27 protein-coding genes and 1 pseudogene are annotated in these 26,425 nt (G+C 44.2%); 26 read left to right on the top strand and 2 right to left on the bottom strand.

What is annotated here, in order from left to right:
- Window positions 1-9: 9 nt before the first annotated feature.
- From MMY95_RS04485 to MMY95_RS04525, 9 genes are all read left to right on the top strand, one after another.
- Window positions 10-927 carry a Ppx/GppA family phosphatase gene (locus MMY95_RS04485; protein ID WP_003642008.1) on the top strand — a complete coding sequence of 306 codons (918 nt, stop codon included), beginning with the start codon at window positions 10-12 and terminating at the stop codon, window positions 925-927.
- 45 nt (window positions 928-972) lie between these two features.
- Window positions 973-2,247 carry a hydroxymethylglutaryl-CoA reductase, degradative gene (locus MMY95_RS04490; RefSeq protein ID WP_003642009.1) on the top strand — a complete coding sequence of 425 codons (1,275 nt, stop codon included), beginning with the start codon at window positions 973-975 and terminating at the stop codon, window positions 2,245-2,247.
- A complete protein-coding gene (locus MMY95_RS04495; RefSeq protein ID WP_053267444.1) occupies window positions 2,240-3,199 on the top strand; it encodes a hypothetical protein in 960 nt (319 codons plus the stop codon). The genes MMY95_RS04490 and MMY95_RS04495 overlap by 8 nt, the downstream gene beginning before the upstream one ends.
- A gap of 21 nt (window positions 3,200-3,220) precedes the next feature.
- On the top strand, window positions 3,221-3,925 hold the full coding sequence (locus MMY95_RS04500; protein ID WP_003646490.1) for an NAD-dependent protein deacylase: 705 nt from the start codon (window positions 3,221-3,223) through the stop codon (window positions 3,923-3,925).
- Entirely contained in the window at window positions 3,925-4,767 is an 843-nt protein-coding gene (locus MMY95_RS04505) for a DUF72 domain-containing protein (protein ID WP_003642012.1), read from the top strand. The genes MMY95_RS04500 and MMY95_RS04505 overlap by 1 nt, the downstream gene beginning before the upstream one ends.
- A 596-nt stretch (window positions 4,768-5,363) precedes the next feature.
- Window positions 5,364-5,753 (top strand): NUDIX domain-containing protein, encoded by a 390-nt coding sequence (locus MMY95_RS04510; protein WP_015825136.1) that lies wholly within the window; start codon window positions 5,364-5,366, stop codon window positions 5,751-5,753.
- Between the two features lie 321 nt (window positions 5,754-6,074).
- A complete protein-coding gene (gene metG / locus MMY95_RS04515; protein WP_003643823.1) occupies window positions 6,075-8,126 on the top strand; it encodes a methionine--tRNA ligase in 2,052 nt (683 codons plus the stop codon).
- Between the two features lie 486 nt (window positions 8,127-8,612).
- Window positions 8,613-8,987, top strand: coding sequence for a hypothetical protein (locus MMY95_RS04520; protein ID WP_104795527.1), 375 nt, complete (start codon window positions 8,613-8,615; stop codon window positions 8,985-8,987).
- A 280-nt stretch (window positions 8,988-9,267) separates the two neighbouring features.
- Window positions 9,268-10,452 (top strand): multidrug effflux MFS transporter, encoded by a 1,185-nt coding sequence (locus tag MMY95_RS04525; RefSeq protein WP_016511603.1) that lies wholly within the window; start codon window positions 9,268-9,270, stop codon window positions 10,450-10,452.
- Between the two features lie 33 nt (window positions 10,453-10,485).
- Here the strand turns inward: MMY95_RS04525 and MMY95_RS04530 are convergent, their stop codons facing one another.
- Window positions 10,486-11,376, bottom strand: a complete 891-nt coding sequence (locus tag MMY95_RS04530; protein ID WP_043992601.1) for an XRE family transcriptional regulator — start codon at window positions 11,374-11,376, stop codon at window positions 10,486-10,488.
- Window positions 11,377-11,938: 562 nt separating this feature from the next.
- On the opposite strand from MMY95_RS04530, the gene MMY95_RS04535 reads away from it, so the two are divergent.
- The 6 genes from MMY95_RS04535 to ispE all read left to right on the top strand — a co-directional run bounded on the left by MMY95_RS04535 (window position 11,939) and on the right by ispE (window position 16,242).
- On the top strand, window positions 11,939-12,427 hold the full coding sequence (locus tag MMY95_RS04535; RefSeq protein WP_046038237.1) for a hypothetical protein: 489 nt from the start codon (window positions 11,939-11,941) through the stop codon (window positions 12,425-12,427).
- A gap of 246 nt (window positions 12,428-12,673) precedes the next feature.
- A complete protein-coding gene (locus tag MMY95_RS04540) occupies window positions 12,674-13,450 on the top strand; it encodes a TatD family hydrolase (protein ID WP_003643825.1) in 777 nt (258 codons plus the stop codon).
- Window positions 13,437-14,000 carry a ribonuclease M5 gene (gene rnmV, locus MMY95_RS04545; RefSeq protein ID WP_011101014.1) on the top strand — a complete coding sequence of 188 codons (564 nt, stop codon included), beginning with the start codon at window positions 13,437-13,439 and terminating at the stop codon, window positions 13,998-14,000. The genes MMY95_RS04540 and rnmV overlap by 14 nt, the downstream gene beginning before the upstream one ends.
- On the top strand, window positions 13,997-14,887 hold the full coding sequence (rsmA, locus tag MMY95_RS04550; RefSeq protein ID WP_003642019.1) for a 16S rRNA (adenine(1518)-N(6)/adenine(1519)-N(6))-dimethyltransferase RsmA: 891 nt from the start codon (window positions 13,997-13,999) through the stop codon (window positions 14,885-14,887). The genes rnmV and rsmA overlap by 4 nt, the downstream gene beginning before the upstream one ends.
- A gap of 104 nt (window positions 14,888-14,991) precedes the next feature.
- The gene (locus MMY95_RS04555) at window positions 14,992-15,243 is read left to right on the top strand and encodes a Veg family protein (RefSeq protein WP_003642020.1); all 252 of its coding nucleotides are present in this window, start codon (window positions 14,992-14,994) and stop codon (window positions 15,241-15,243) included.
- Between the two features lie 132 nt (window positions 15,244-15,375).
- Window positions 15,376-16,242, top strand: a complete 867-nt coding sequence (gene ispE, locus MMY95_RS04560) for a 4-(cytidine 5'-diphospho)-2-C-methyl-D-erythritol kinase (RefSeq protein WP_003643828.1) — start codon at window positions 15,376-15,378, stop codon at window positions 16,240-16,242.
- Window positions 16,243-16,323: 81 nt separating this feature from the next.
- Here the strand turns inward: ispE and MMY95_RS04565 are convergent, their stop codons facing one another.
- Window positions 16,324-16,506 carry a hypothetical protein gene (locus tag MMY95_RS04565; RefSeq protein WP_128383836.1) on the bottom strand — a complete coding sequence of 61 codons (183 nt, stop codon included), beginning with the start codon at window positions 16,504-16,506 and terminating at the stop codon, window positions 16,324-16,326.
- Between the two features lie 45 nt (window positions 16,507-16,551).
- Here MMY95_RS04565 and MMY95_RS04570 point away from each other — a divergent pair, with 45 nt between their 5' ends.
- The 11 genes and pseudogenes from MMY95_RS04570 to MMY95_RS04620 all read left to right on the top strand — a co-directional run bounded on the left by MMY95_RS04570 (window position 16,552) and on the right by MMY95_RS04620 (window position 26,337).
- Complete coding sequence (locus MMY95_RS04570) at window positions 16,552-17,496, top strand: alpha/beta hydrolase (RefSeq protein WP_241277522.1); 945 nt, start codon at window positions 16,552-16,554, stop codon at window positions 17,494-17,496.
- Between the two features lie 267 nt (window positions 17,497-17,763).
- Window positions 17,764-18,462 carry an ABC transporter ATP-binding protein gene (locus MMY95_RS04575; protein WP_003642023.1) on the top strand — a complete coding sequence of 233 codons (699 nt, stop codon included), beginning with the start codon at window positions 17,764-17,766 and terminating at the stop codon, window positions 18,460-18,462.
- On the top strand, window positions 18,455-19,252 hold the full coding sequence (locus MMY95_RS04580) for a metal ABC transporter permease (protein WP_003646500.1): 798 nt from the start codon (window positions 18,455-18,457) through the stop codon (window positions 19,250-19,252). The genes MMY95_RS04575 and MMY95_RS04580 overlap by 8 nt, the downstream gene beginning before the upstream one ends.
- A 368-nt stretch (window positions 19,253-19,620) precedes the next feature.
- Window positions 19,621-19,782, top strand: coding sequence for a hypothetical protein (locus MMY95_RS04585; RefSeq protein ID WP_003642026.1), 162 nt, complete (start codon window positions 19,621-19,623; stop codon window positions 19,780-19,782).
- Window positions 19,783-20,169: 387 nt separating this feature from the next.
- Window positions 20,170-20,325 (top strand): annotated as a pseudogene (locus MMY95_RS04590) (GH-E family nuclease); the annotation flags it as partial.
- Between the two features lie 5 nt (window positions 20,326-20,330).
- The gene (locus MMY95_RS04595; protein WP_003646503.1) at window positions 20,331-20,873 is read left to right on the top strand and encodes an ankyrin repeat domain-containing protein; all 543 of its coding nucleotides are present in this window, start codon (window positions 20,331-20,333) and stop codon (window positions 20,871-20,873) included.
- A 14-nt stretch (window positions 20,874-20,887) separates the two neighbouring features.
- On the top strand, window positions 20,888-21,151 hold the full coding sequence (locus tag MMY95_RS04600; protein ID WP_003642029.1) for a hypothetical protein: 264 nt from the start codon (window positions 20,888-20,890) through the stop codon (window positions 21,149-21,151).
- Between the two features lie 492 nt (window positions 21,152-21,643).
- Window positions 21,644-22,480, top strand: a complete 837-nt coding sequence (purR, locus tag MMY95_RS04605; protein ID WP_003642030.1) for a pur operon repressor — start codon at window positions 21,644-21,646, stop codon at window positions 22,478-22,480.
- A gap of 68 nt (window positions 22,481-22,548) precedes the next feature.
- A complete protein-coding gene (glmU, locus tag MMY95_RS04610; protein WP_003642031.1) occupies window positions 22,549-23,931 on the top strand; it encodes a bifunctional UDP-N-acetylglucosamine diphosphorylase/glucosamine-1-phosphate N-acetyltransferase GlmU in 1,383 nt (460 codons plus the stop codon).
- A gap of 235 nt (window positions 23,932-24,166) precedes the next feature.
- Window positions 24,167-24,991 (top strand): serine hydrolase, encoded by an 825-nt coding sequence (locus tag MMY95_RS04615; RefSeq protein WP_241277523.1) that lies wholly within the window; start codon window positions 24,167-24,169, stop codon window positions 24,989-24,991.
- 365 nt (window positions 24,992-25,356) lie between these two features.
- A complete protein-coding gene (locus tag MMY95_RS04620; protein WP_003643830.1) occupies window positions 25,357-26,337 on the top strand; it encodes a ribose-phosphate diphosphokinase in 981 nt (326 codons plus the stop codon).
- Window positions 26,338-26,425 lie beyond the last annotated feature (88 nt).

Raw genomic sequence — 26,425 nt, forward strand, 5'->3', positions numbered from 1 at the left:
CGTGGTGTTATGAGAAACTTAGCGATTGTGGATTTAGGGTCCAATTCGGCGCGGATGGCGGTCAGTCGTTTGCACGCTAACGGCACTGCTCAAGAAATCAAGCGTGTTAAGGAAGATACGCGTTTGTCGGAAGGAATGGGAACGGCACACGTACTCCAGCCCGCCGCAATTGAGCGAACAATCAAGGCGTTACTCAATTTTCGCCGACTTTATGAAAAAATGCCCAATACGGATGTTATTGGCATCACCACAGCTGCAGTTCGGATGGCACAAAATCAGGCTGAATTTCTCAATCAAGTCAAGCAAGAAGTGGGGCTCGATTTACGGGTCTTATCTGGTGACGATGAGGCCTATTACGATTATCTTGGGGTTGCCAATTCATTGGTCATCCATGATTGCCTAATCTTAGACACGGGTGGCGCAAGTTGTGAACTGATCTTGGTCAAAAATGGCCGCAAACAGCAACTGATCAGCATTCCATTTGGCGCGGTGACATTATCGGAACAATTCGGTCTCGACGACTTAGTGCCGTCTGCGAGTCTATTTCGGGCGCAGATGTTCCTACGTAACCGACTGGCAGATATTTGGTGGTTATCAGAAGCAGTGCACTTCCCAATCATTCTATTGGGTGGTGCCAACCGAACCTTAGCCCGCATTAATCGGCGCCGGCAACAAAAGTTAAAAGTTGAAGATATTCACGGGTATCGTCTGAAGACAGAGACGGTGTTCCACACGTTTTTGGACTTACTGTCACGGTCGAAAAAAGGTCGCCAGGAAATTTCAGGAATGGAATATGATCGTGCGGACATTATTGTTGGTGGAATGTTACCGCTAGTGACGTTATTACAGATGTTGGATAGTGATCGGGTGATCTTTTCTGAAAGTGGTGTTCGTGAGGGAATTATTTCAGAACACCTCAATCAATAGGTCGGTTCGGTAGATGAGTCGAATGGAGAGAATAGGAATGAGAATATGACAGCTGATTTTCGGCACTTTTATCAAAAAAATTGGGCGGAACGCACTGCCATCGTAGCGCAACAGGCCCATTTAACGCCAGCTGAACAGGCGTTATTTAAACAATATTATTTACCACAACATCATGAAATTATTGAGAATTATTTGACGGACTACCCATTACCGATGGGGTTGGCTGTCAACTTAGTCGTCGATGGCGTGGATCACATTGTTCCAATGGTTACTGAGGAACCTTCTGTTATTGCGGCAGCAAGTAATGGCGCTAAAATTGTCAAGCGTGCAGGGGGCTTCACGACCGTCCTTAATCAACGTGAAATGATTGGTCAAATCGTTCTGGAGCAGTTGTCTGATCCGGCTGCAACCGCTGCCGTGATTGAAGCCCACGCTGCAGCATTATTAAAAGTAGCTGATGCGGCCCATCCCAGTTTAAAAAAACGAGGTGGTGGCGCTCGGCGCCTACGTACGCGTGTTCTCGGACAAGGCTATTTATCAATTGACCTATTCGTTGATGTGCAGGCTGCTATGGGGGCCAATATGCTCAATAGTATGTTGGAAGCCGTGGCAAAGTCCATCGGTGTGATGACGAAGCAGGACGCTTTAATGAGTATTCTATCGAATTATGCAACGGCGAGCTTAGTCAAGGCCATTTGTGACATTCCGGTCGGATTATTACAGGCTGGGCGGTATGCCGGCAAACTAGTTGCCCAGAAGATTGCGTCGGCCAGCACGGTCGCTCAGCTTGATCCGTACCGGGCCACGACTCATAATAAAGGTATCATGAACGGTATTGATGCTGTCGCTATTGCTAGTGGCAACGACTGGCGCGCTTTGGAGAGTGGGGCACACGCCTATGCTGTTAAGGACGGTCAATATCGTGGCATGAGTACCTGGACCAGTGATGGTCGGATGTTGCACGGTGAACTGGAATTGCCACTACCGGTTGGTATTGTGGGCGGTTCAATCAAAATTAACGAGTTAGCCCAGTTGAATCAACGAATATTAGGTATTCAAACGGCGGGTGATTTGGAAAGAATTATGGTTGCCATCGGGTTAGCCCAAAATCTAGCCGCTTTACGCGCCTTGGTCACGACTGGTATCCAGCAGGGCCATATGCACCTACAGTTGAAATCGCTCGCGATGGCAGCGGGAGCGACTCCTGAGGAACTCCCCGTTATCTTACAACGACTTGAATTAGCATCTCAACAAGACCTCGCAACCACGCAACAACTCATTGCGGAATTGCGGCAAACAAAGGAAGAGACTGATGACTGAAATTAAATTGAACCAAACTGTTACAGATTTATTAAGTACCGCCAATTCGTTATATCCGGGCAATATTAGTGTTCGTTTTGGTGACACAAAAGCGGGTTACGTCCGCCATGATCAAGCACAACAAGTGTTAGATGATGGTGACCTGACCGTTCGGGTTAGCGATATTACGGCTCCTAATTACACAGCGTCACATGAATTATTACATCTATTATTGTTATTACAAGGCTTTCCACAGATTACCTTTAATTTAACCACGCGTGATCAACAACTGGACGAACAATTGATGGCAATCGCTATGGAACTTTATGACATGGTGAGCCACGACTTGGTCGTACGCAAACAACGGGAACATAACTTAATCGATGAGCAAATTGAAACGCTATACATGCAAGGTGTGGCGGCCACAATCGAACCGGAACCTGCGGGCAAGGCGGATGCGATGATGACGTTACGGTTATTAACATTGACTGACCTACTCGTTTTCTTTAATGGTGAATTACCAGCTGATGATTTGCAAAAGGTGACAACGGCCTATCCACAAGCTTGGCCGGCTGCACAGAAGCTATACGCCGTAATCAGTCAGAAGCCAGTTGACACCCCGTTTGCGATGCGGCGTGCCGTAGTAAAGCTGTTCAAGGCTTTTGATGATCAGATGACGGCTTGGCATTTACCAGTCCTACACGGAACGGAATTTGTGACCGTTCAGAGTGTGCTCAGTGAACGGCAAGAGCGGCTGGAAGTCCGGCAGTTATTTGACGTTTACCATTCAGATCTATTAGATAAAAATAAACATACCCGAGCGTACATTGGGTTATATAAGAGTGACCGTCAGAATGCGTTTGTCCTACCAGCACCGGCGCAAAAGAAGAGCGATGCCTTTTTCAAAGAGGTGTACGATAAGACGGTCAAAGAATTATTCCAAGAAATGAATCTACCCTATACGTTACGGTAAGCTAAGCAGGGAGATGTCAGAATGAGTGACATTACAGCAGCACAAACAACTTTACAACAAGCTCAGCATATCGTTTTTATGACGGGGGCCGGCGTTTCGACGCCCTCGGGAATTCCTGATTACCGGTCTAAAAATGGACTGTATACCGAACACCATAACGCGGAGTATTATTTAAGCCACGCGTTTTTGGCGGAGCATCCGCTGGAATTTTATCAATATTTACAATCAAATTTATATTATCCAGACGCCCAACCGAATGTGATTCATCAAAAGATGGCGGCACTGACTCAGCAAGGGCGGGCCAGTGTGATTACACAAAATATTGATAATTTATATGGGGTGGCTAAAACGGCTCAGCTCGTTGAATTTCACGGTAATCTCTATCAGGTCTACTGCACCAAGTGTGGTCAGCATGTCGATTGGCATGAGTATTTGAAGTCTCCTTACCATCAGACAGACCATGGCTACTTACGGCCTAACGTGGTGTTGTACGACGAGGGGATTGCGAGTGCCAATATCGAACGGGCAGTTCAATATTTACAGCAGGCTGACCTAGTCGTTATTTGTGGGACCTCGTTTCGGGTGTACCCGTTCGCCGGCCTAATTGACTATCGTAATCCGAAGGCTCAAGTGCTTGCAATCAATGCGGAACCGCTCCAGTTGCCATTTGCATTTACGATGGTGCAACAAGATGCGGTCGACTTCTTCGAGGGGGTGCAGGTCTGATGATAACAATTGGCTTAACAACTTGGACGGAACACCCTAGTTTACTGGGTGGTACTGAAAAGCTGACCTTAACTGAATATTCGGGAGTCCTACCAGTCGTCGAAGTGGACACGCCATTCTATGGTATTCCGAAAGTGACGACGGTCGCGAAGTGGCAAAAGGCCGTCCCTGATAAGTTTCAGTTTATTTTGAAAGCAAATCAGGTGATGACGCTGCATGACACTTATGACGAAGGGGTTTCGATGGATGCGCTAAAGACAGCTTATCGGGAATACCGTGCGATGCTCAAACCGTTAACGCAGCACCAGCAATTAAAAGCGGTGCTCTTCCAATTTCCGCCGTTTTTTGAACGGTCGAACCGCAACTTCCATTACCTACAACGGATGGTCGAGTGGTTACCCGGTGTTCCAATCGCAGTCGAATTTCGTAACCAGAGTTGGTACGAGGAGAGTGTCAAAGATGCGGTCTTTAGTTTTCTGAAGGATCTGGGGATTACCCATGTGATTGTCGATGAGCCGCACGCTTTAAATGATGGCGTTAGTTTCGAGCCGGTCGTAACGAATTCGAAATTGGCACTCTTACGCTTACATGGTCGTAACCAGCAGGGCTGGTCAGCCAAGGGCGCTAACTGGCGTAGCCAACGGACTTTATATCGGTATAGTGATCAAGAACTAGCTGAATTCAAGCAAACGGTGGAACAGTTACAACAGCAGGCGGACGAGGTTTGCGTCATCTTTAATAATAATTCTGGTGGTGACGCGGCCGATAACGCGATGGCACTCAAAGAGTTGCTAGGCGTTTCGTTTGGTGATTTAGGACCGCATCAACTGGACTTGTTTTAAAATGATTTATGAGTGATTGATGTGATACTTTGCTTAATTGAACGAGTTATCAGTTGAATTACTATGTTGGATCAATACAGTCACTATGACCGTGAACCGTTGAAATTTGGTAGTACGGTTGAATATTCTTTAATTGATGAATCATGACAACTAAAAATGTAGCGGTAGTTCGGACATTCAATAATGTGAGCTGCCGCTACATTTTTTTGCACTTACACCTTAGTTAATCAATATGGCCTTAGCCATCTGATTTGAAAGCGAACGGTTGGGATACATCATTTGGAAGTAAAGTTAGTGTAAAGTCAAGAAGTAGTTTATGTAAATTCCTGTTTAGTTTTGGTAATAATTATCTCGTTGGTCGTGGATACGATGGCTTGGGACTGCCTTAAAACTAGGCAGTTATAAGTACCTTAATTCATGATTCTTAGGTGAATTAGGGTGATTGAGAAAAGTGCGTGATTAAGATACACTGACTTCAGTTCAAGCAATTAAGTAGTTGCCTGCCACTATGTGAGTTGCAGATAGTTATGGCAGGTTGAAGTGTTGTTGAGAATCGAATGTTAGGTCATAACAATATAGATTGGGGCGGATTGGGTATGCAACCGGATATTATTTGCGCAAATGGGGTTTTCTGCGCTGATGGAAAAGTCTTATTAACACGGGAATCAAAAAACACAGCTTATTATTTTCCTGGTGGCAAGGTCGGTGTGGGAGAGAAGCTAACACAGACTCTGCAGCGAGAATTAAAAGAAGAGTTGTCATTAGTTGTGTCGCCAGATCGGTTTAAGTGGGCCTTCACCCACCGTGGTACGGCCTATAATCAACCGGGAAAAATAGTCGAGTTAAATTGTTTTTTAGTTGCGGGGAGTGGCGCGCTCAAAGTCGACTCGGAAGTTTATGATTATAAGTGGTGTCGGCCGGACGATAGCCGGATCGCGGAAGTCGTTCGTGAAGCGCTGGCCCGATATTCGTGGGTTGTTGAATAATAATAGATTACCAATAAATGACCGGTTAAAATCAACTCGTGATTTTAATCGGTTATTTTGTGGTGGTTGGTTGGGCCATTTGAAGCATGGTGCACAGTTGACTAGTCTGCCACGATCTTTGCGTGTGGAGAACTCTTTTGTTAGTGTTTCTTAATAAACACAGGAAATATGATACAATATAAGAGATTCTACACATTGGCCCAGCAACATGTTATTTTAGACCAAGACGTGTTGTTTGGACGCGTGTGATTTGTTCATGGATTTTAATCAAAGACATGCTTAACGAGTTAATCATAAACCAGTTTGAAGGGAATTTACGTCATGGCAGAAACAAAACCAACTTATTATATTACGACGCCGATCTACTATCCTTCGGGGAAGTTGCACATCGGTAATTCATACACGACAATTGCGTGTGATACTTTAGCACGTTACAAACGTGCGATGGGTTACGATGTTTACTTCTTAACCGGGACGGATGAACACGGCCTCAAAATTGAAGAAAAAGCAGAAAAATTGAACACTGATCCGAAGTCATACGTTGATGGGATGGCAAAACAAATCAAGGATTTATGGCAATTGCTAGAAATCTCTAATGACAAGTTTATTCGGACCACCGATGATTATCATGAACGCGCGGTCCAAGAAATTTTCGATCGGTTACTTAAAAATGGTGACATCTACTTAGGTGAGTACGAAGGCTGGTACTCCGTTGATGACGAAGAATACTTCACTGAAACGCAGCTGGCTGAAGTTTTCCGTGATGATAACGGCAAGGTTATTGGTGGTAAGGCGCCCAGTGGTCATGAAGTCGAACTTGTTAAAGAACAGTCCTACTTCTTTAAGATGAGTAAGTACGCAGATTGGTTGTTAGATTATTATCAAAGTCATCCTGACTTTATTGAACCAGCTAATCGGATGACCGAAATGATCAATAATTTTATTAAACCAGGTCTGGAAGACTTGGCCGTTTCTCGGACGAGCTTTACTTGGGGTGTCCCTGTCAAGAGTGATCCTAAGCACGTCGTTTACGTGTGGATTGATGCCCTGACAAACTATATTACGGCACTGGGTTACGCAACCGGCGACTCCGAAGACTTGTTTAACAAGTTCTGGCCTGCCGATGTTCAAATGGTTGGTAAAGAAATCGTGCGCTTCCATACGATTTACTGGCCAATTATTTTGCATGCACTCGGGTTACCATTACCTAAGAAGGTCTTTGGTCATGGTTGGTTATTGATGAAGGACGGCAAAATGTCCAAGTCTAAGGGTAACGTGATTTATCCTGAAACATTGGTTGAACGTTACGGCTTGGATGCGCTTCGTTATTATTTAGTTAAAGCCATGCCTTATGGTAACGATGGTTTATTCACACCAGAGGACTTTGTGGCGCGGGTTAACTATGACTTGGCTAATGACTTGGGAAACTTGCTGAACCGGACCATTGCGATGATCAATAAATATGAAGATGGTCAATTACCAGCATTCAAAGCCGGTGTGACTGAATTTGACGCTGACTTAGAAGCCACAGCTGCCACGACTATTAAGAACTTCAACGCTTGCATGGACAGCCTGCATTTATCAGATGCGCTGGCTGAAGTGTGGAAGTTGGTCAGTCGGACGAACAAGTATATTGATGAAACGGCACCTTGGCAATTAGCTAAGAGTGACGATGCGAATGATGCTGATAAGTTAGCCAGTGTGATGGCCCATTTAGCAGCTAGTTTGCGGGTGATTGCTAGTTTGATCAGTCCAGTCATGACGCATGCACCTAAGGAAATCTTTACCCAATTAGGGTTGGACCCAGCAACTTTAGCAATTGCCGACTTACAACTGGCTGATTTGCCGGCTGGCGCACAAGTCGTTGCTAAGGGAACCCCAATCTTCCCACGGGTCGATATGGATGCCGAAGTTGAATTCTTGAAGGGTAAGATGACGAAATCCGACAAACAGAAGGGGCGTAAAGCCATGGAAAACGCGAAACATGAAGCTGAAGTCGAACAAGGCTGGAACCCAGCTGAGACTAATTTGAACCTCACTAAACCAGCGATTACCATTGATGATTTTGACAAGGTCGAATTGAAAGTTGCTGAAGTCATTACGGTGCAGAAATTGAAAGGGGCTGACAAACTCCTACAATTCCGTTTAGATGCAGGAGATGCTGATCATCGCCAAATCCTTTCAGGTATTGCTAAGTGGTATCCAGAACCGGAAGAACTGATTGGCAAGAAGGTTATCATCGTTGGTAACTTAAAGCCACGGAAGCTTCGTGGTGAAATGAGCCAAGGCATGTTACTGTCAGCAGAACACGACGGTCAGGTGCAATTAATTACGGTACCAGATAATATGGTAAACGGATCATTGATTTCGTAAGTTATTAACGAAGTATTAATGTGAGCCGAAAATAAAGACCGTTCCCCAATTTGTAGATAGTTGGGGAACGGTTTTTGATATTATTGAATTAATTGCTTTGTGTAGATTTTGAACTATGAGCGCTTGATGATAGGAATCGAGATGTAATTCGTAGTATAGGTTACAAGCGTCGAATCTGTGTTCCACTTTTTCCCCTGATTTATTCATTGGGTGTTTTTGTGAATAAATCACGGGAAAAAGTGAAATTTAAGAAGTTTAAAAGCTTTTGGAATGATGCGCTATTAGGAAGTGTAGCTAGCTCGGCTTCAGCGCTCACGTATAAATTTCTTAGGAAATGTAGTGTGCCAAAGGTAATTGCTAAGTCAGCTTCTGCGGTTGTTTGGAGCGTGGTCTGGTGGTATATTAGTTGAAATTCTAATCGATAGTGGTTGCATATGTTTGATGTTATCCATAATTATATTTTTGAATGATGGAGGACAGTACTTTATGAAAAGAGAAGCGATCTACCAACTTTCTTATCATACTTTTTATATGATTATTTGTGCAACGGGCATCGCAGCACTTGCCATCTTTGTTGCCCATTGGTGGCAAGTGCTGGTATTTGGCGTGATGGTAGGTGTCGCTTCCGTTTTACTTGGGACACTTCTTGAACACTTGAACGTTGTAAAAGCTGATCATCAGGTGCAGAAAATTCCAAAATGGCTGAAACTTATTCAGTTGGTGGTACTGTTAGTGGTAATGGTTTTAACAACGGTATTCACCATTCGTACATGGTGGCTGGCGCTACTGATTGGGATGTGTGCCGGAATTAATTCGCTTCTAATGGAATTACTTGCTCATCGACTAGTGCCGATTAATTAGTATTTCATCATTAGGACGTATGTGATAGTTGCTGATTAGTTACAGTTAATCCGTATCCTGATTTCTTAAGACAAGTCGGGTACGGATTTTTTGCGAGGCGGAAGCAGTCAGGTTCATTCGAAAGTAGTGCGTTTTGACAAATGGGTTAATCTCCCGTACAGTAGTACGAACAAGAAATGAGGTGAGAACATATGAAGTATGAACAGATTCTCGTATGCGTCTCCGTAGATGGAAAAGGACGTTTTTCCGCAAATTAATTAAATTTAGGAGACTTAATTAAATGAAAAACGTCCAAAAACAAGTGCCATCATTATTACTATTAATCACATTAGTTGGTTTTCCACAAATCAGTGAATCAATTTTTACGCCGATCTTGCCAGCACTCAGTCAGGCAATGCACGTTAGCGCCAGCCACAGCCAGCTAACCATGAGCAGTTATTTTGTGGCTTTTGCAGTTGGGGTGCTCTTCTGGGGGCAATATGCTGACTATCGCGGGCGCCGTGATGCCATGTTAGGTGGATTAGCCTTTTATTTGATTGGTAACTTAGGGTTATATCTGAGCCCGGGCTTTACTTGGTTATTGGTTTGCCGCTTGATCCAAGCTTTCGGTGCTAGTGCTGGTTCGGTTGTGACACAGACTATCATGCGTGAGAGCTTTACGGGTGTTACTGGTGCAAAAATCTTTGCGAAGGTGAGTGCGGCCATGGCACTATCACCCGCTCTCGGGCCACTCATCGGAGGTGGCGTCCAGACTGTGTTCGGCTATCAGCATGTCTTCTCGGTCTTGATCATGATAGCAGTCGTAATACTGTTGTACGCGGGGTGTTGCTTGCCAGAGACTCGACCAGAAACGGTCAAAGTGGCCTCTTGGCGGCAACAAAGCGTTGTCGTTTCACGGTTATTGCACGATCCCGTGGTCTGGTGTTACGGTCTATTGATTAGTGGTATTAATGGTATTTTGTTTAGTTATTACGCTGAAGCGCCGTTTATTTTTGAAACGCACTTCGGCTTTAGTGCTGTGCAATACGGTAGTCTCGGTTTAGTCTTAGCCGCGGCCAGTCTGCTGGGCGCATTGCTAGTGAATTGGCTTGTCAACTATTGGTCACCAATGCAGGTCGCTTTAAGTGGCTTAGGATTGAGTTTGGTAGCGGCAGTTGGCTTGGTAATGACCGCTGTTGGCAATCACGTCATTGGGATGCTGATTGGGATTTTTCTAGCCTTCTTAGGTCTGAACATCACCCTACCAAACGCGTTGAATCGTGCTTTGATTGGCTATGAAACGGTGATGGGGAGTGCCAGTGGCTGGTTTAGCCTGGGTTATTATCTACTAGTGAGTGTGCTAACTTACTTAATGAGTTGGCTCCACCACGGTAGTATCGTGACATTGCCCGTATACATGTTAGGCGTGGTCGTCGTGATGACGGTGGTGTATGCGGGACTGTATTGGCGGCGTGTACGTCATTAATTTTGCTTGAAAGCTTGGGGAAACCCAGGCTTTTTATATTGGCATTGTTTTTAGGTCCAGTAAGACGTTTTGAAAAATCGTGTCCCAGTATTGGATGTGTAAACAGTGCACAATATCAAGTGCTTGACTACAGGCGGTCAATGGCTGGTTGGGCTTAGTCACGTAGTCCGTAATGCCCTGACAGAATTTTAGTAGTAATGCTGGGACGAGTTGGTCAGAGGGAAAGTTGATCGTTGTCATTATAGGATATATTTTAGTAATTAGCTTGGGCTGTTTATCGTGAACAGCAACGAACAGCTGGTTGGCTAGAAATGTCATGAAGGTTAAAGCTTCGTCAGTCAACCGTTGATATTTGTGGAAACTTTTATTAGCGCTTGTTAATAGGATGATTTGCTGCTCTGGCGTAAGAGTGGTGAAGATTTGGCGACATAACATCAAATCATATTTGGACCACAGTTGAAGATTCAATAGGTCTTGAATAAGCCCGTCAAGCGCTGCTCGTAACGTTGAATCCAGTGCCTGTTGTGGTGTTTCTAGGTGGTGCAAAGCCAGGTGGGTTAGCGTTAGTAACTGTTGATAACGATGAGCATGCGTTGCATTAAATAGCTTGTCAATTTGCTTCTTTAATTTCCAAAGCTCGCCAATATCTTCTTTGGCGACTGCGTTTTGGATTTGTTGCAGCAATTGTTCAACCGGGGGAATTTGATAGTGATGTAAGATGAAGTCAAATTCCTGAAGGGTAAGTTCTAACCGCTCTAGTAGCTGTAAAAAGCAAACAGCCGAGATGTTGCTGTGACCGTTGATGAAGCGATAGTAAGTTGACTTTGAGATAATGCGTTCATTGTTAGTAACATCATTGACTGATAGTCTTTTAGCATGCTGAACCATCTTGACAGTTGCACCGATTGAAGCTGAATTAGACAAACTGGACACTCCTAAATAACTGGATTTGCTGATGATTTCCCATATCTGGGAATTTTTCTCGCTTAGAATAATTAATGTGCTACATTAAACTGAACGAATAGTTAATGTAGTGAATTGAACATTGCGTGTATCGTTATCTGATGATTTTGAACATTCTATTAACTATTATTGTTTTATGTTAGTTGATGGAATTAAGCATTGAATGAAAAAGATTAGAATAATGTATGAATTTTTGAAAAGAGTACTTTGTGTTAAAGCAGGTGAATGTTAGTAACCATAACACTGAGGTGTTGTTACTGAAAAGTGTCGCTATTGAATTGAGAAAATTAAAACCAGTAATTTTGAATATCGTTGAGATGGGTTATTGGTTTTAATGAATATACTCAAATTTGGAAGATGTCAAAATATGAAATGTTAGCGCAGATATTGACTTTAAACTAAATTATTCTTCGAAAAAGTCACAATACATAATAAAGATTGTTTGAAGTCCTCTCAGCGGTTATAAAGTTTAAATTGATAGTCTCCATTCAGCATCGATAATAGTTTTTGTAAGGGTGATTTGATGAAGCGCTGGAATCGATTATTACAACGTATTCAAGTAAAATATGGCAGTTTATCAGAGCAGCAATTGTTAAAAATCAATTATTGGTTATTAGCAATCTACCTAGTCTTGTGTGGCGTTGCCTACATTCGGCGACGTCATTCCCACAGTGCTATGCTCCAAGTTGTGCCGGAATTAATAATTACCCTATTGGCATTTGGATTGTTGCGAATAATTAGATGGCGAAAAACCACGCCTAAGAGTCGGTTTAAGTTTGCGACTGAGGATTATTCACCAGAAGAGCAATTGGTTATGGTGGCAGTTGTTTTTATTGAAAACTTTCCAATTTCTGCGATGTTGGAGATGGTCAGCAATATTTTAATTGTTTTGATTGGTATTCGAAAGTTTTTGCAATATAAACTGGACCGATTATCAGCGTATCGAACGTTAAATATTATCCTGGTTTTTGAAGCTGTTATGGTTAGCTGGATCGTCCTATTTGGTGGATAAGGCAGTGCTCGTCAATGATTGGCATGGGCTGAGATTGAAGAAAAGTACTGTGAATTTTTGTCAATCATTCTAGTTAGAATATAGTTAGTTAAGAGGGTGCCTAGTGCAGCCTCTTTTTATGGCTAATGACTAGTATGTCGTTATTAGTTTGCAAGAAATAGGTTGGATGGCCCGTCTTCTTTTCCGAAAACTTGCGTCCCATGGTAAAATCAACTAAGATAACAAAAGTCGAAAAGGGGTTATTACATGCGGATTTTTGATTCTCATACCCATTTAAATAGTGAAGAATTCATCCAGGAAGTGCCACGTTACTTACAACAAGCGGCCGACCTTGATGTTACGCGGATGGCAATCGTTGGTTCGAATACACAACTGAACGCCGATGCGATTAAACTGGCGGAAACGTATCCTCAGTTAGTCGCGATTGTTGGTTGGCACCCGGAAGATGCCAAAAACTATGATCAGGCGGCTGAAAAGTTGTTGATTGAACAAGTCCAACATCCGAAAGTCGTCGCGTTAGGTGAGATTGGACTGGACTACCATTGGGATACGTCGCCACAAGACGTTCAGCGGCAAGTCTTTGCCCGCCAAGTCGCCATTGCTAAAGAGATGCAATTGCCAATTTCCGTGCACAATCGTGATGCTTTCGAAGATACCTATAAGATCTTGAAAGCAGCTGATATTCGTGACACGGGTGGCGTCATGCATAGCTTTAATGGTGACCCTGAGTGGCTCAAACGGTTCTTGGACTTAGGTATGCATATTTCCTATAGTGGTGTCGCATCATTTAAGAATGCGCGTGAAGTCCATGAATCCGTCAAGCAAACGCCACTAACGCAAATGCTGGTTGAAACGGATGCCCCTTATCTAACGCCGGAACCATACCGGGGAAAGCAGAACGAACCCGGTTACACGCGGTACGTTGTTGAAGCAATTGCCAAGTTACGTGAAACGACGCCGGAAATTATAGCGGCCCAAACTTATCAAAATGCAGAGGAATTTTTTAAGATTGAAAAAGATTAAAGAAGTAATTGTGGTTGAAGGGAAAGATGACACGAAGCGTCTCGCCCTAGCTGTCGATGCAGATACACTTGAAACGAATGGCTCGGCGATTTCCGAAGCCACCTTAGCCCAGATCAAAACGTTGCAGGCCAGTCGCGGCGTGATCGTGTTCACCGACCCAGACTTTTCCGGTGAACGTATTCGGAAGACGATTTCGGCGGCTGTTCCGGGTGTCAAGCACGCCTTTTTGCCCCGCAAAGCTGGTGTACCAACTAAGGCTGGGGGGAGCCTGGGCGTTGAACACGCGAGCCCAGCGGCGATCCAAACTGCACTCGCCCATCTATATACGGAGCAAATCGACGAGCCCCAACAGTTGATCAGTCACCATGATTTGATTGCGGCGGGCTTACTAGCTGGTCCCACGGCGCGTCAACGACGCGAACAGTTGGGTGAACGTTTAGGTATCGGATACGTCAACGGTAAACAGCTGCCCAAACGGTTACAACTATTTCAAATTCAGCCAGCTGATTTTTGGGCGGCTGTTGACCAACTAACCACAGAGGAGAAATGATGAGTAGAGATTTAGATATTGCGAATCCCGCCCGCACACGGGCAATTATGCATACGTACGGGTTACAAGTTAAGAAGAGTTTAGGACAGAATTTTTTAACTGATCAGAACGTGTTACACAACATTGTTGCCACTGCTGACATTGGAACCAATGATAACGTGATTGAAATTGGCCCTGGGATCGGGGCACTGACTGAGTATTTGGCACGGGCTGCGCACCACGTCCTGGCCTTTGAAATCGATGATCGGTTACTGCCAATTTTGGATGAGACACTAGCTGATTATGACAATGTAACGGTCGTTAACCAAGATATTTTGAAGGCTGACTTAGCCGCGATGATCAGTGAACATTTAGATAACGAGCGGCCGTTGAAGCTCGTCGCCAATTTACCGTATTATATTACAACGCCTATTCTGATGAACATTTTGGCGGGGGACGTTGCTTTTGAAAATATTGTTGTGATGATGCAAAAGGAAGTTGCCGACCGTTTGGCAGCTGAACCGGGTACGAAGGCGTACGGTGCGTTAACGATTGCTGTGCAGTACCGGATGGCTGCTGAGATGGCGATGGTCGTTCCCCGGACGGTTTTCGTGCCGTCACCGAATGTCGATTCTGCAATCGTGAAATTGACGGCATTGCCACCGCGGACACATGTGCCATTTGACGAAGCAGCTTTTTTCAAGGTCGTTAAAGCGGGCTTTGCGCACCGTCGGAAAAATCTGTGGAATAATTTGCAAAGCCTATTTGGTAAACAACCTGAGACGAAGACGGCCATTCAACAGGCTCTTGATATCGCGACGATTGATCCCAAGATTCGTGCCGAACGGTTGACGGTCGATGAATTTATTACATTGACGGATGCGTTACATCAGGCTGACTTACTTTAAGTTATCTATGCTTATAAAATGGTTGCACATTAGAAAACCTTGTGATATAATATTGACTTTTTTGTGAAAAGCTAGTATAGTGTCTTTCATGAGGAGGATTCTCAATGCCAATTTCACTAGCTGCAATTAAAGATAAACTTGACTCACGGATCGGCCAACGCATGAAGGTCGTTGCCCAGGCTGGCCGTAAGAAAACAACTGAACGCCACGGTATCTTGAAAGAAACTTATCGTTCGGTGTTCGTTGTGGATTTAGATCAACAAGAAAACGCATTTGAACGGGTCTCCTACAGTTATACTGATGTTCTGACAAAGAACGTTCAAATCGCTTTTGATGATGAAACAACTGAAGCTTAATTCGCGTCTCGTGAATTCTCAATATTAAGACCCCCAAGCAAGGTCTTTTTATTTTGCCTTGATATTAGTATAATTGTATCAAAGTAAGTCAGCGACCCCGGGTAATCGCGGTCATGGAAGAGGGTGAGACGCGTGCAGATCGTTGAAAAAGCACCGGCCAAAATCAATTTAGGACTGGATACCTTATTTGAACATCCAAATGGGGATAAAGAGTGGGACATGGTGATGACGTCGGTCGATCTGGCCGACTATGTCATGTTAGAATCATTGCATACGAACCGAATCGAAGTGGTCACCGATAGTGGCTTTTTGCCGAATGATCGCCGTAACTTAGCTTTTCAAGCGGTGAGCGTTTTAAAACGGTATTGTCATGTTGATCGGGGTGTCCGTATCAAAATAAGAAAGGCCATTCCGGTAGCGGCTGGTCTAGGAGGCGGCTCATCTGATGCCGCCGCTGTTTTACGGGGCTTGAACCGGATGTGGAATCTCCACTTGGACTTAGCCACGTTAGCACGTTTGGGATTGCAAGTAGATTCGGATGTGCCATACTGTGTCTACAGTCAGACGGCCCACGTGACGGGAAAAGGCGATGTGGTTACCCCACTGCCTAAGTTGCCGCCGATGTGGATTATTCTCGCGAAGCCGAAAGTCAGTGTGTCAACGCCAAATATTTTGCGGCAGGTCAATTACGAGCGCATCGACCAGCATCCCAATATTGAGGCCTTGTTGGCTGGTATTCAACAGCAGGATTTCGCGGAGATTTTTGCGAATATGGGCAACGTTTTAGAGCCAATCACGGCAAAACGCTACCCCGAGATTTTACAGATCAAGCGGCAATTGTTAACGTTTGGGGCGGATGCGGCCCAGATGAGCGGCACCGGACCAACTGTGTTCGGTGTGTGTCGCAAACAATCGCGGGCGCAACGCGTGTATAATTCCTTGAAGGGTTTTTGTCGGGAAGTATACCTTGTGCGGCCAGTTAATTTAAATGAACATTAGACCGTAGTAGTCCGCCGTGATGGTGGGCTTTTTTTATTGGTACGGGGTTAGGTGAGCCGAGTCTCTAATTTACTGCTGCGCTTAAACGGTAGCGCTGAGCCATTTGTCATCACGACCTGTGTCCAGCCAGAGATGGTGTAGCAGTGCAATTGGCACCGGAATGCGAGTAGCCGCGGCTTTGCTTGCAGGTTGACACACGAAGATGGTCGTTGTCTTCAACGCATCATCGGTTATTCGGACAACGCAATCTCTTTTTGTAAGCAATTTATGCGCGTTTATGATTAAATAAGGAGTAACGGAGGTGTTCGGATGAAGCAGTCGACAAAATTTGGATTGAAATTGGCGGGCGTCATTGGTGCTGCAACTTATGCGGGAACGTTACTTGGTGGCTTAGCGGCGTATCAAGTCGCGATGCACGTGAGTGACGCACAGAAGCAGCAGGGCCGCGAACGTTCGCGGGCAGAAAACACTGAAATTGAGAATTTTTGGTATTTCAAGCAGCCTAAACAGCAGTGGATGATCCAGTCCTTTGATGGGCTGAACTTAGTGGCAACATATATCCCTAATCCGAAAACAATTGGCCGCTTGGCGATTTTGGCGCATGGTCTAGGACATTCGCGCGAACAAATGATTCCGTATGCGCGCATCTTTATGAGCTTGGGGTATGACGTTTTAATGCCTGATGCCCGGTCATTTGGTGATAGTCAAGGCCATAAGATTGGTTATGGTTGGCTAGACCGACTAGATTATGAACGTTGGATTACGATGGCGCTTAGTCAATTAGGTCTGGATATTGACATCGTATTGATGGGAATTTCGATGGGGGCCGCCACGGTCATGGCGACTAGTGGTGAGCCGTTACCGGAGAATGTTAAAGCTATTGTGGAGGATAGCGGTTATGCGGATCTTTATGATGAAGCGAAGTTCAGACTGACTCATAAGTTCCACTTGCCAGCCTATCCGATTATGCCGGTGGCGAATCGCTTAGCACACGTTCGCGCGGGCTATGGGTTTAAGGATGGCCGGATTCTGCAACGGGTGATTGATGGTGGGTTACCGATCTTGATGATTCATGGTTCCAAGGATCAGACGGTGCCTGTCCGCAATGCACATACCTTGTACGACCAGCTACCCCAACAAAAGGGCCTGTATATCGACCCCGATGCTGGTCACGTTGAAGCCATCCGAACGCACCCGGATCGCTATCAAGAAGTGTTGGATGAATTCTTACATGAGCAGGCGGGGTTGGCTTAAGCCCCCTTAAATTAAAGTAATAATAAACATGAATTGACCGTGTTTTACCGGCTTAACGGTAAAAACGGTCTTTTTTTGCAATCTCGTCTTAGTGACAAGCGCATTCAACTAGTGGTCAAGGTGTTATTTGATTAGGCCCCCGATGATTGCCATGGCTGGTAATGATTGCGGCATTTTGAACTCAGGTATTGACAAATCACCGCATTCAGGTAAACTAAAATAGTAATCATTACGATTTACTTTAATTTAGAAAGTTGGGGTAGTGTTATGACGGAACCGTTAATTGCCGTCCAACACCTTGGAATTGGCTTTCCAAACAACCAGGTGTTTAAAGATTTGAATTTTAACATTGAACAAGGTGACTTTTTGACCGTGATTGGTGAGAATGGGGTGGGGAAGACCACTTTAATTCGCGCCTTGCTTGGCATGCTGAAGCCAACAGCCGGTCAAATTAAGTATTATCCGAATAAAAAAGCCATTAAAATTGGCTATGTGCCCCAATTTCGCAACTTAGACCAGGAGTATCCGTTAACGATTGAGGACTTTGTCGGGCTGAACCTAAAAGGGTGGCAGCCATGGCTGTCTCGAGCTGAACATCGTCAGGTAGCGACAGCATTAGCCGTGACCAATTTGAAGAAACTCCGTCAGCGACCGCTTGGGATGGCTTCTGGTGGTGAAAAGCAGCGGGCTTACTTAGCACAAGCAATTGTGCAACAACCGCAGCTATTAATTTTAGACGAATCGACGGCTAGTCTGGACAATGAAATGAAGTATGAATTGTTGGACCTCGTTCAGAACTTAAACCAAACTAGCAACATTACCGTCTTCTTTGTGACGCACGACTTGCCATTAGCGAAGCAATACGCCAAACATTATCTGGCCTTAAAGCCCGGCCACCAGCAATTTGGCAATATCGCTGATATGTCGGTAGAGCAATTAAAGGAGGCCACTAATGTCAATGTTTAGCTTAGTATTTATGCGAAATGCCTACTTAGCAGGAACCTTTATTGCAATTATTTGTGGGACGATTGGCGTTTTCGTGATTGCCCGGAACCTCTCATTTCTGACACACACACTGTCTGAAATTGGGTTTGCCGGTGCAGCCTTCGGGATTTTTATGGGCTGGACCGCGTTGAGTGGGATGCTGATTTTTACCGTGATTAGTTCGGTCATCGTGGGGCAGATGAGTGTGAAACAATCACGACGCGAAGCCTCGATTTCTGCAATTTCCGCTCTGTTTATCGGCTTAGGGATTCTATTCCTGTCGTTATCTAATCAAACTTCGAGTTATGCGACGAGCATCCTGTTTGGGAGTGTGATTGGGATTGCCAGTGCGGATGTCATCCGGGTCGCAATCTTATCGGCCATCGTCCTACTCGTGATGTTGGGCTTGTACCGGCCACTCAAATTTGATTCCTTCGATGCGATTGGCGCCCGGGTGAGCGGCTTATGGACGACCGGCATCTCAGTGGTCTTCTTGGTACTCGTTGCGATGAGCGTCAGCGTGGCTGCCCAAATTGTGGGGTCATTACTGATCTTTATCTTACTCACGTTACCAGCAGCGGCAGCGCGATACTTTGTCCATACGGTTAGCAAGATGATTTTTCTAGCGATTGGTTTCGCGTTGATTGGGGTTTGGCTGGGGCTGTACTTGAGTTACGTCACGAATTTACCAGTCAGTTTCTTCATCGCTGCAATCGAGTGTATCTTCTACTTTGCTGCGCTGGGTTATCAGCGACTTCGGGTCGGAAGCTAGTGGAGCTATTCTTGTTCATCTGTATCACGTTAAAAGTAGGTAGTTTACAGAATTAAGTGGTTCGTTGTGACACGCTAAAATGTTACTAGTCGTTTCTGGAATTCATTGGGAATTCTAGAGCGGCTAGTTTTTTGTTCGTGTTGGGGTTGCAACTTTTCGTTTGCGTGGGGGGCAAGTCACACAAGAAGTCTTCTAAAAGCATAAGTCCAAGGGTAGCGCTGTAATTGCCACACTTAGTCGTAGGACGGGAATCAGTAAAGGTATCATTTCGTTTTTGACGGATATGATTGGGTATAATGATATTTATACCATTATTACGGGGAAAGATGCGCTACTGGTAAGAAGCGTTCTCGTTTGAAGGGTGCGTTTTGGACAGCCTTGAACTTTGTGCCGGTCGGGCAACTAAGCAGGCAATGAAGCGTGCGGCTGAGGAATTGGCCAAACGTAAGCCGGCTAGGAAGACGACCAAGAAAGCAGCCACGAAGTCTCACAAAACTACAAAGACCAAGCATGGGACATCAAAAGTCTAAGCCCAAAAAGACTTCTCATGCGACAAAACACAAGACCAAGAAGCACAACAGAAGCGCTACAATAAGAAAAAAGCTGCGGGCAAGGCAAGAAAAGCTTCTCAGAGAAAACAATCCTCGCAGAATAAAGATAGTCATGGGAAAAAGGAGAAATCTAGCAAGGAAAAATCTTCAAAAGATGGGAAAGATAAAAAGACAAATAATGTCCCATTGGAAAATGGCTCTTATATTAGGAACGGAAAACCTTATGGACGACCAACATTAACCGGGAAAAAAAAACTCGAATTCGAGCGGGAAGTATATAATAGGCAAGCTAAAGATGGAGTGCTTATTGATCGAAATACGAAACAAGTGATACATTGGAAGCCGGGTTAACCCCGAAAAGGAAAGGTCGATTTCGGAAATCTACCGGGTAAGTCTTATAAGGAAATGTTCAATCTATATAAAAATAGGAAGATGACATTGAAGGATTTTCAATTTAATCCCAAAAACTCTAGATTAGAAACTCCGTCTGCTAATCGGAGTCATAAATATGAAACGAGGTAAAAAGTGTGCTAGTTTACAATGCTTTTAGTGCGGTAAGAGATGGAACATTTGATCAGTTTAAAAATTATTATTCTGGCAATGTGGATGAGACTGATAAGTTTGAAGGACTTAATTTATTATGCATGGCAATGACAAACGATGACAATCCTGAGGAAAAGTTAAAGATTGTTCATTTTTTGTTACAAGCAGGTATTGATGTTAACTTTGTCACCAAGAGTGAACATCGAAACGCATTACATTATTTTTACAATTGTGTATGGCGTCCGAATCCTAAGTTTGCTATGGAAATTACGAAACTACTAGTCGAGAACGGCATCGATGTAAATAGCGTTGATAAGTATGGACATGTACCACTGTTTTATGCGGTTTTTGATAATGATTTGGATACTAAGGAAAATGAAGAGTTATATTTTTATCTATTAAAGGCGGGCTCAGATTATCGTTTGCGTGATCCATTTGGGAAATCCATTATAGATTATGCACGAGAAACCAACGAGAGGACTGATTTTTTAGATATTGTAAAAGAGTATGAAAACGGCAAAAAATGATTGCAGGTTGAAAAATGGCAACGATTATAATTATTGGAGTAGTAATTATAGGAATTACGCTGGGATTAGGATACTGGAGTTATTTACTGGGAAAAAGGAATCAATCTAATTTTGTTGGCCCTATTATTCCAGTAGCTTACTTTGCTGTTCGAGCAATCTTAGCTGTGATGACACAAACTACGACACATGGGCTAGTATCGTCATTACTCGGTAGCTTGTTATTCAGTTTGATTTACTATGGCTTATTTGTTGGGGGTAAGCACCGGGCCAATAAGTAACATGAATTAGTCAGATTAAGATAACCGATATTCGACAAGGACTAATTGCCGAGTATCGGTTATTTTATAGAAAAGTTTAGTCGGTAATTTGGTAATTACTGTTGTCTATATCCTATTGTTTGGGGACGACAACGATTCAATAAGCAGAAGCCAATAAAATAAATTGCTTGAAAGCTCAGAACGATTCCAAAATTACTCGTTCTGGGCTTTTTAGGTGTAAGTAGCGACCAATCAATCGAACTTTCTGGACGCTACGTCGTGTGAATGATGGATTCCCCTGGCACATTCCGTATCTACTCCGTTATAAGTTGCCTAAGTTTATTGTTCTCGAATTCGCCAAATATGAGCTGTACAGACAAGATAATTGGCAAACATATTAAGAAATTCCGATGGTTTAGTAAAAAAACGTGAAAAAATTAGCTTATTTCCGAACGTTTGTGTTATCATTTTGCATAGACTTTAAAAATGATGATTTAGGTTGAGGTGGAAGTTATGAAAGTACGTAGAAGCGAACGTTTAATAGATATGACGCGCTATTTGTTGGAACGTCCCCATACATTAGTTTCATTGACATACTTCGCGGAACGGTACGCATCCGCAAAGTCGTCAATCAGTGAAGATTTAACGATTTTGAAGAAAGTGTTTCAGGCCCGGGGAACAGGAATCTTGGAAACCATTCCCGGTGCTGCTGGTGGTGCGCGGTTTATTCCTTATATTTTAAAGGAAGAGGCCCAAGAATTTATTGACGAGATGACCACCAAGGTTGCCGACAAGAGTCGGGTGTTACCGGGTGGCTATGTTTATTTATCTGATATTTTAGGCCAACCAGATATTTTGCGCCAAGTGGGTCGGGTGATTGCGACTCAGTACTTGAATCAAAAAATCGACGCTGTTATGACCGTTGCAACTAAAGGAATTCCGATTGCCCAAAGTGTTGCGACTTATTTAAACGTGCCGTTTGTGATTGTCCGCAATGATTCTAAAATTACGGAAGGCTCGACCGTTAGTGTGAACTATGTCTCGGGTTCTTCAGAACGGATCAAGAAGATGGAACTTTCCAAGCGAAGCCTAACGGAAGGCGCCAACGTGCTCATCGTGGATGATTTCATGAAGGGCGGCGGCACAATCAACGGGATGAAGACCTTGATTGAAGAATTTGATGCTAATTTAATTGGCATCACCGTTTTTGCCGAAGCCAGTTTTGTTGGCAATCGTTTAATCGATGACTACACGTCGTTATTACGAGTAACCAACGTGAGTGATAGTGACAAGGCGATTAAAGTCGTTGCTGGTAACTATTTGGAGAAGGTTTTCGGTGCGGAAGTCTAGCCTGGTGTGTTATCCAGACCAGTTTTTTGATATGATGGACTTATCTGAGGACTAAGGAGTAATTTGTAATGACAACCAAAAATGCAATCATCATGGCCGCTGGTAAAGGGACCCGGATGAAATCCAAGCTAGTCAAAGTATTACATCAGGTCTGTGGCAAATCGATGGTCGACCACGTCTTGACCCAAGTTGAAGCCACCCACATGGCAAATATCGTGACCATTGTAGGCCACGGTGCCAAAGATGTGGAAGCAGCCTTAGGCGACCGAACTGAGTACGCGGTTCAAACGGAACAATTAGGAACCGGTCACGCAGTATTACAAGCCGAATCGCTCTTAAAAGATGCGGATGGGATGACGCTGATCGTCAGTGGCGACACACCCTTATTTAAAGCTGAAACTTTTGAAGAATTATTTGAATATCATCAAGCTAAGGGTGCCGCTGGCACGATTTTAACGTCCAAGGCACCTAATCCTCAAGGCTACGGCCGGGTTGTTCGCAATCGGTTAGGCATCGTTGAAAAGATTGTAGAACAAAAGGATGCGACTAAGGAAGAACAAGAAATTCATGAAATTAACACGGGAGTCTACTGCTTCGATAATCAGAAGTTGTTTGCCGCCTTACATGAAGTGACCAACGATAATGCACAGGGCGAATATTATTTGACTGACGTGATTCAGATCATGAAGAATCAGGGTGATGTGGTCGCCGCCTATCAAATGGATGATTTTGATGAATCAATGGGGGTAAATACCCGTGCAGCTCTAGCCCAAGCAACCAAAGTGATGCAACAACGGATCAACGCGCAGCATATGGAAAATGGGGTTTCAATTATCAACCCTGACGATACCTATATTGATGCGGGCGTTAAGATTGGTGCTGATACGATTATTGAACCAGGCGTCTTGATCAAGGGCCATACGACAATTGGTGAAGATTGCTTCATCGGCGCGCACTCCGAGATCCATGACATGGTGATTGAAGATCGTGTTCGGGTGACGGCTTCCTTCTTGGAAGATTCCATCATGCACGCTGACAGCAACATTGGCCCGTATAGCCATTTGCGGCCGCAAGCTGAGATTGGTGAACACGTCCATCTTGGTAACTTTGTCGAAGTCAAGAAGGCTAAGATCGGTAATCGGACCAAGGTCGGCCATTTGACTTATGTTGGTGACGCAACGTTAGGTCAAGATATTAACGTTGGTTGTGGTGTGGTCTTCGTTAACTATGACGGAGTCAACAAGCACCACACGAATGTCGGCGATTCCGCCTTTATTGGTAGTAACTCGAACATCATTGCGCCAGTTGAAGTGGCTGACCACTCGTTTATCGCGGCTGGTTCGACCATTACTGATGATGTTAACTTCCATGATATGGCAATTGCCCGGGCACGTCAGACGAACAAGCCTGACTTCTGGGGCCGCTTACCACATGAACCAGAAAACATGTAATTATTATCATTGATAATTGAATTCAGAGACCATCCAAGTGCGTTGTTGCTGGGATGGTCTCTTTTTGTTAGCTCATCGGCGTGACTTGTGGTGTAATAAGGGCTATTTAGCTGCTAAATAGGACAAAGTTGATTTGACTGTGTCAGTTCAGGGCAACTGAGTGATTTTAATTAAGTCACGAAATTGGTATAATTGGCGAGGAGTTTACGGGACGGGGAAGTTTGGAGGCATTTAGATGCAGACGAAGAAGTGGATTCGCGGCCTTGTTTGTGGTCTGGCATTGCTTGGTGGTTGGAGCTGGGCATTACCAGTACACGCAACTAGCGTTAAAAGTGAGCAAACAGCCGTTAAAAAAATCGCGCAACGTGATTTGAAATCACTAGGTGGGTGCTGGTCGGTCAAGGTGACCCGATTAGGTCGACGAAAACTAACCGTGCAAACGGGAAATCAGCGCATGACTCGTCAACGTTCTGCTAGTACGATCAAAGTTTATGTTATGCTGACGATTTATCGACGGGTCCAACAACGAAAGTTACGGCTAACACAGCAAGATCAAAATGATTTAAAATTAATGATTCATAATTCCGATAATAACGCGGCTAACCGGTTAATCAAACGTGCGGGGGGCTTCAGGAGCGTTAATGCGGCCATTAAGCATTATCGATTCAAGCAGACGGTTTTACAACGGTATATGCTTGATACGAACGCGCTACGCTGGGGACGCGATAATTACACGTCGGTGGCTGATCTAACTCGTTTTTTAACGCTGACATATCAACATAAGTTATTGGGTAAGACGTATGATAAGAAGATGCTGACCTTACTTAAGGGCTGTCGCAACCACAGCAAGCTACCATACTTAGTTAAACACGTCACGGTCTATAATAAAACTGGTGAATATCCCGATAAGGGTGTCCAAAACGACGCAGCCATTTTTAAGACCAAACAAGGCACTTATAGCATTGTCGTCATGGCCCAGAATGGCAAGCAGTACCAACAATATCAAGGGATGAATCGCTTGGGGCGCGATGTCGTGACTTATTTAAATCAGCACCACTGAGTGTGTTTAGATAACTGAACAGTCTAGTAGATTCCTGTTCGTCAGCCGGTGTGCGCTCTATTCCGACTTCTAGGACTGGCTACTTTTGAACGCGAGAAACGGCAGCGGTCAAGTACCAACTAAGACAATAACTAGTGCAATGCGTGTGTCAGTACCAATTACAACTGATAGCGGTCTCATTAACTAAGATTGTTCGGTAATCGGGGCTCACGAAACTTTAATCTTTAATCACGAAGGGGCTTAGATTGCCGAAAGTCGTGCTTCCAGCCCAGTCTCACGCAATTTTGCCTTGTTGTTGGGACTTGATTTTCACTAGCAAAATGCCTATTATTTAGTAAGTAATAAATTTTCGAATGGAGGAAATTATGTCAGAACAGTATTTTGATCCAAAGTTAAAAATCTTTGCTTTGAATTCAAATAAACCATTGGCAGAAAAAATCGCGGACGCCGTTGGGGTTAAGTTGGGTAAGACTTCGGTCGATCGCTTTAGTGATGGCGAAATTCGCATTAACATTGAGGAAAGTATTCGTGGTGATCAAGTTTATATCATTCAATCAACTTCCGCTCCCGTTAATGACAATTTGATGGAACTATTGATCATGATTGACGCCCTACGTCGCGCGAGTGCTAAGACCATTAACGTGGTTATTCCTTATTACGGATATGCGCGTCAAGATCGGAAAGCACGTTCTCGCGAACCAATTACCGCTAAGTTAGTTGCAAACATGCTGGAAACAGCCGGTGCAACACGGATTTTGGCACTCGATCTTCATGCTGCCCAAATTCAAGGCTTCTTCGATATTCCGTTGGATCACTTGATGGGTGCGCCACTGTTAGCTGACTACTTCCTGAACCACCACTTGGATGAAAATGCTGTGGTTGTTTCACCTGACCATGGTGGTGTGACTCGGGCACGTAAATTAGCTGAATTCTTGAAGGCACCAATCGCGATTATTGATAAGCGTCGACCACGGGCCAACGTTGCCGAAGTTATGAATATTATCGGTGATGTCAAGGGTAAGCGGGCCATCATGATCGATGATATGATCGATACGGCTGGGACGATTACTTTAGGTGCACAGGCACTGGTTGATGCGGGCGCAACTGAAGTTTACGCCAGTTGTACGCATCCAGTTCTGTCTGGTCCTGCCATCGAACGGATTGAAAAGTCACCAATTAAGAAATTAGTTGTGACGGATTCAATTGAATTACCAGCTGCTAAGCGAATCGATAAGATCGAACAAGTTTCAGTTGGTCAATTAATGGGTCAAGCAATCAAGTTTATCCATGAAAATAAACCAGTTAGTCCATTATTTAAGAATCGTTTCCATAACGAAGAAAATTAATTGACGAAGCGTCAAATTGGCAATTGCTGATTTGACGCTTTTTAAGTTGCAGTAATTTCTAAAAGTGATAGAGTAAAGGTGTTGTTTG

Source organism: Lactiplantibacillus sp. ME-2, from assembly GCF_022549155.1.
GTDB lineage: Bacteria > Bacillota > Bacilli > Lactobacillales > Lactobacillaceae > Lactiplantibacillus > Lactiplantibacillus plantarum.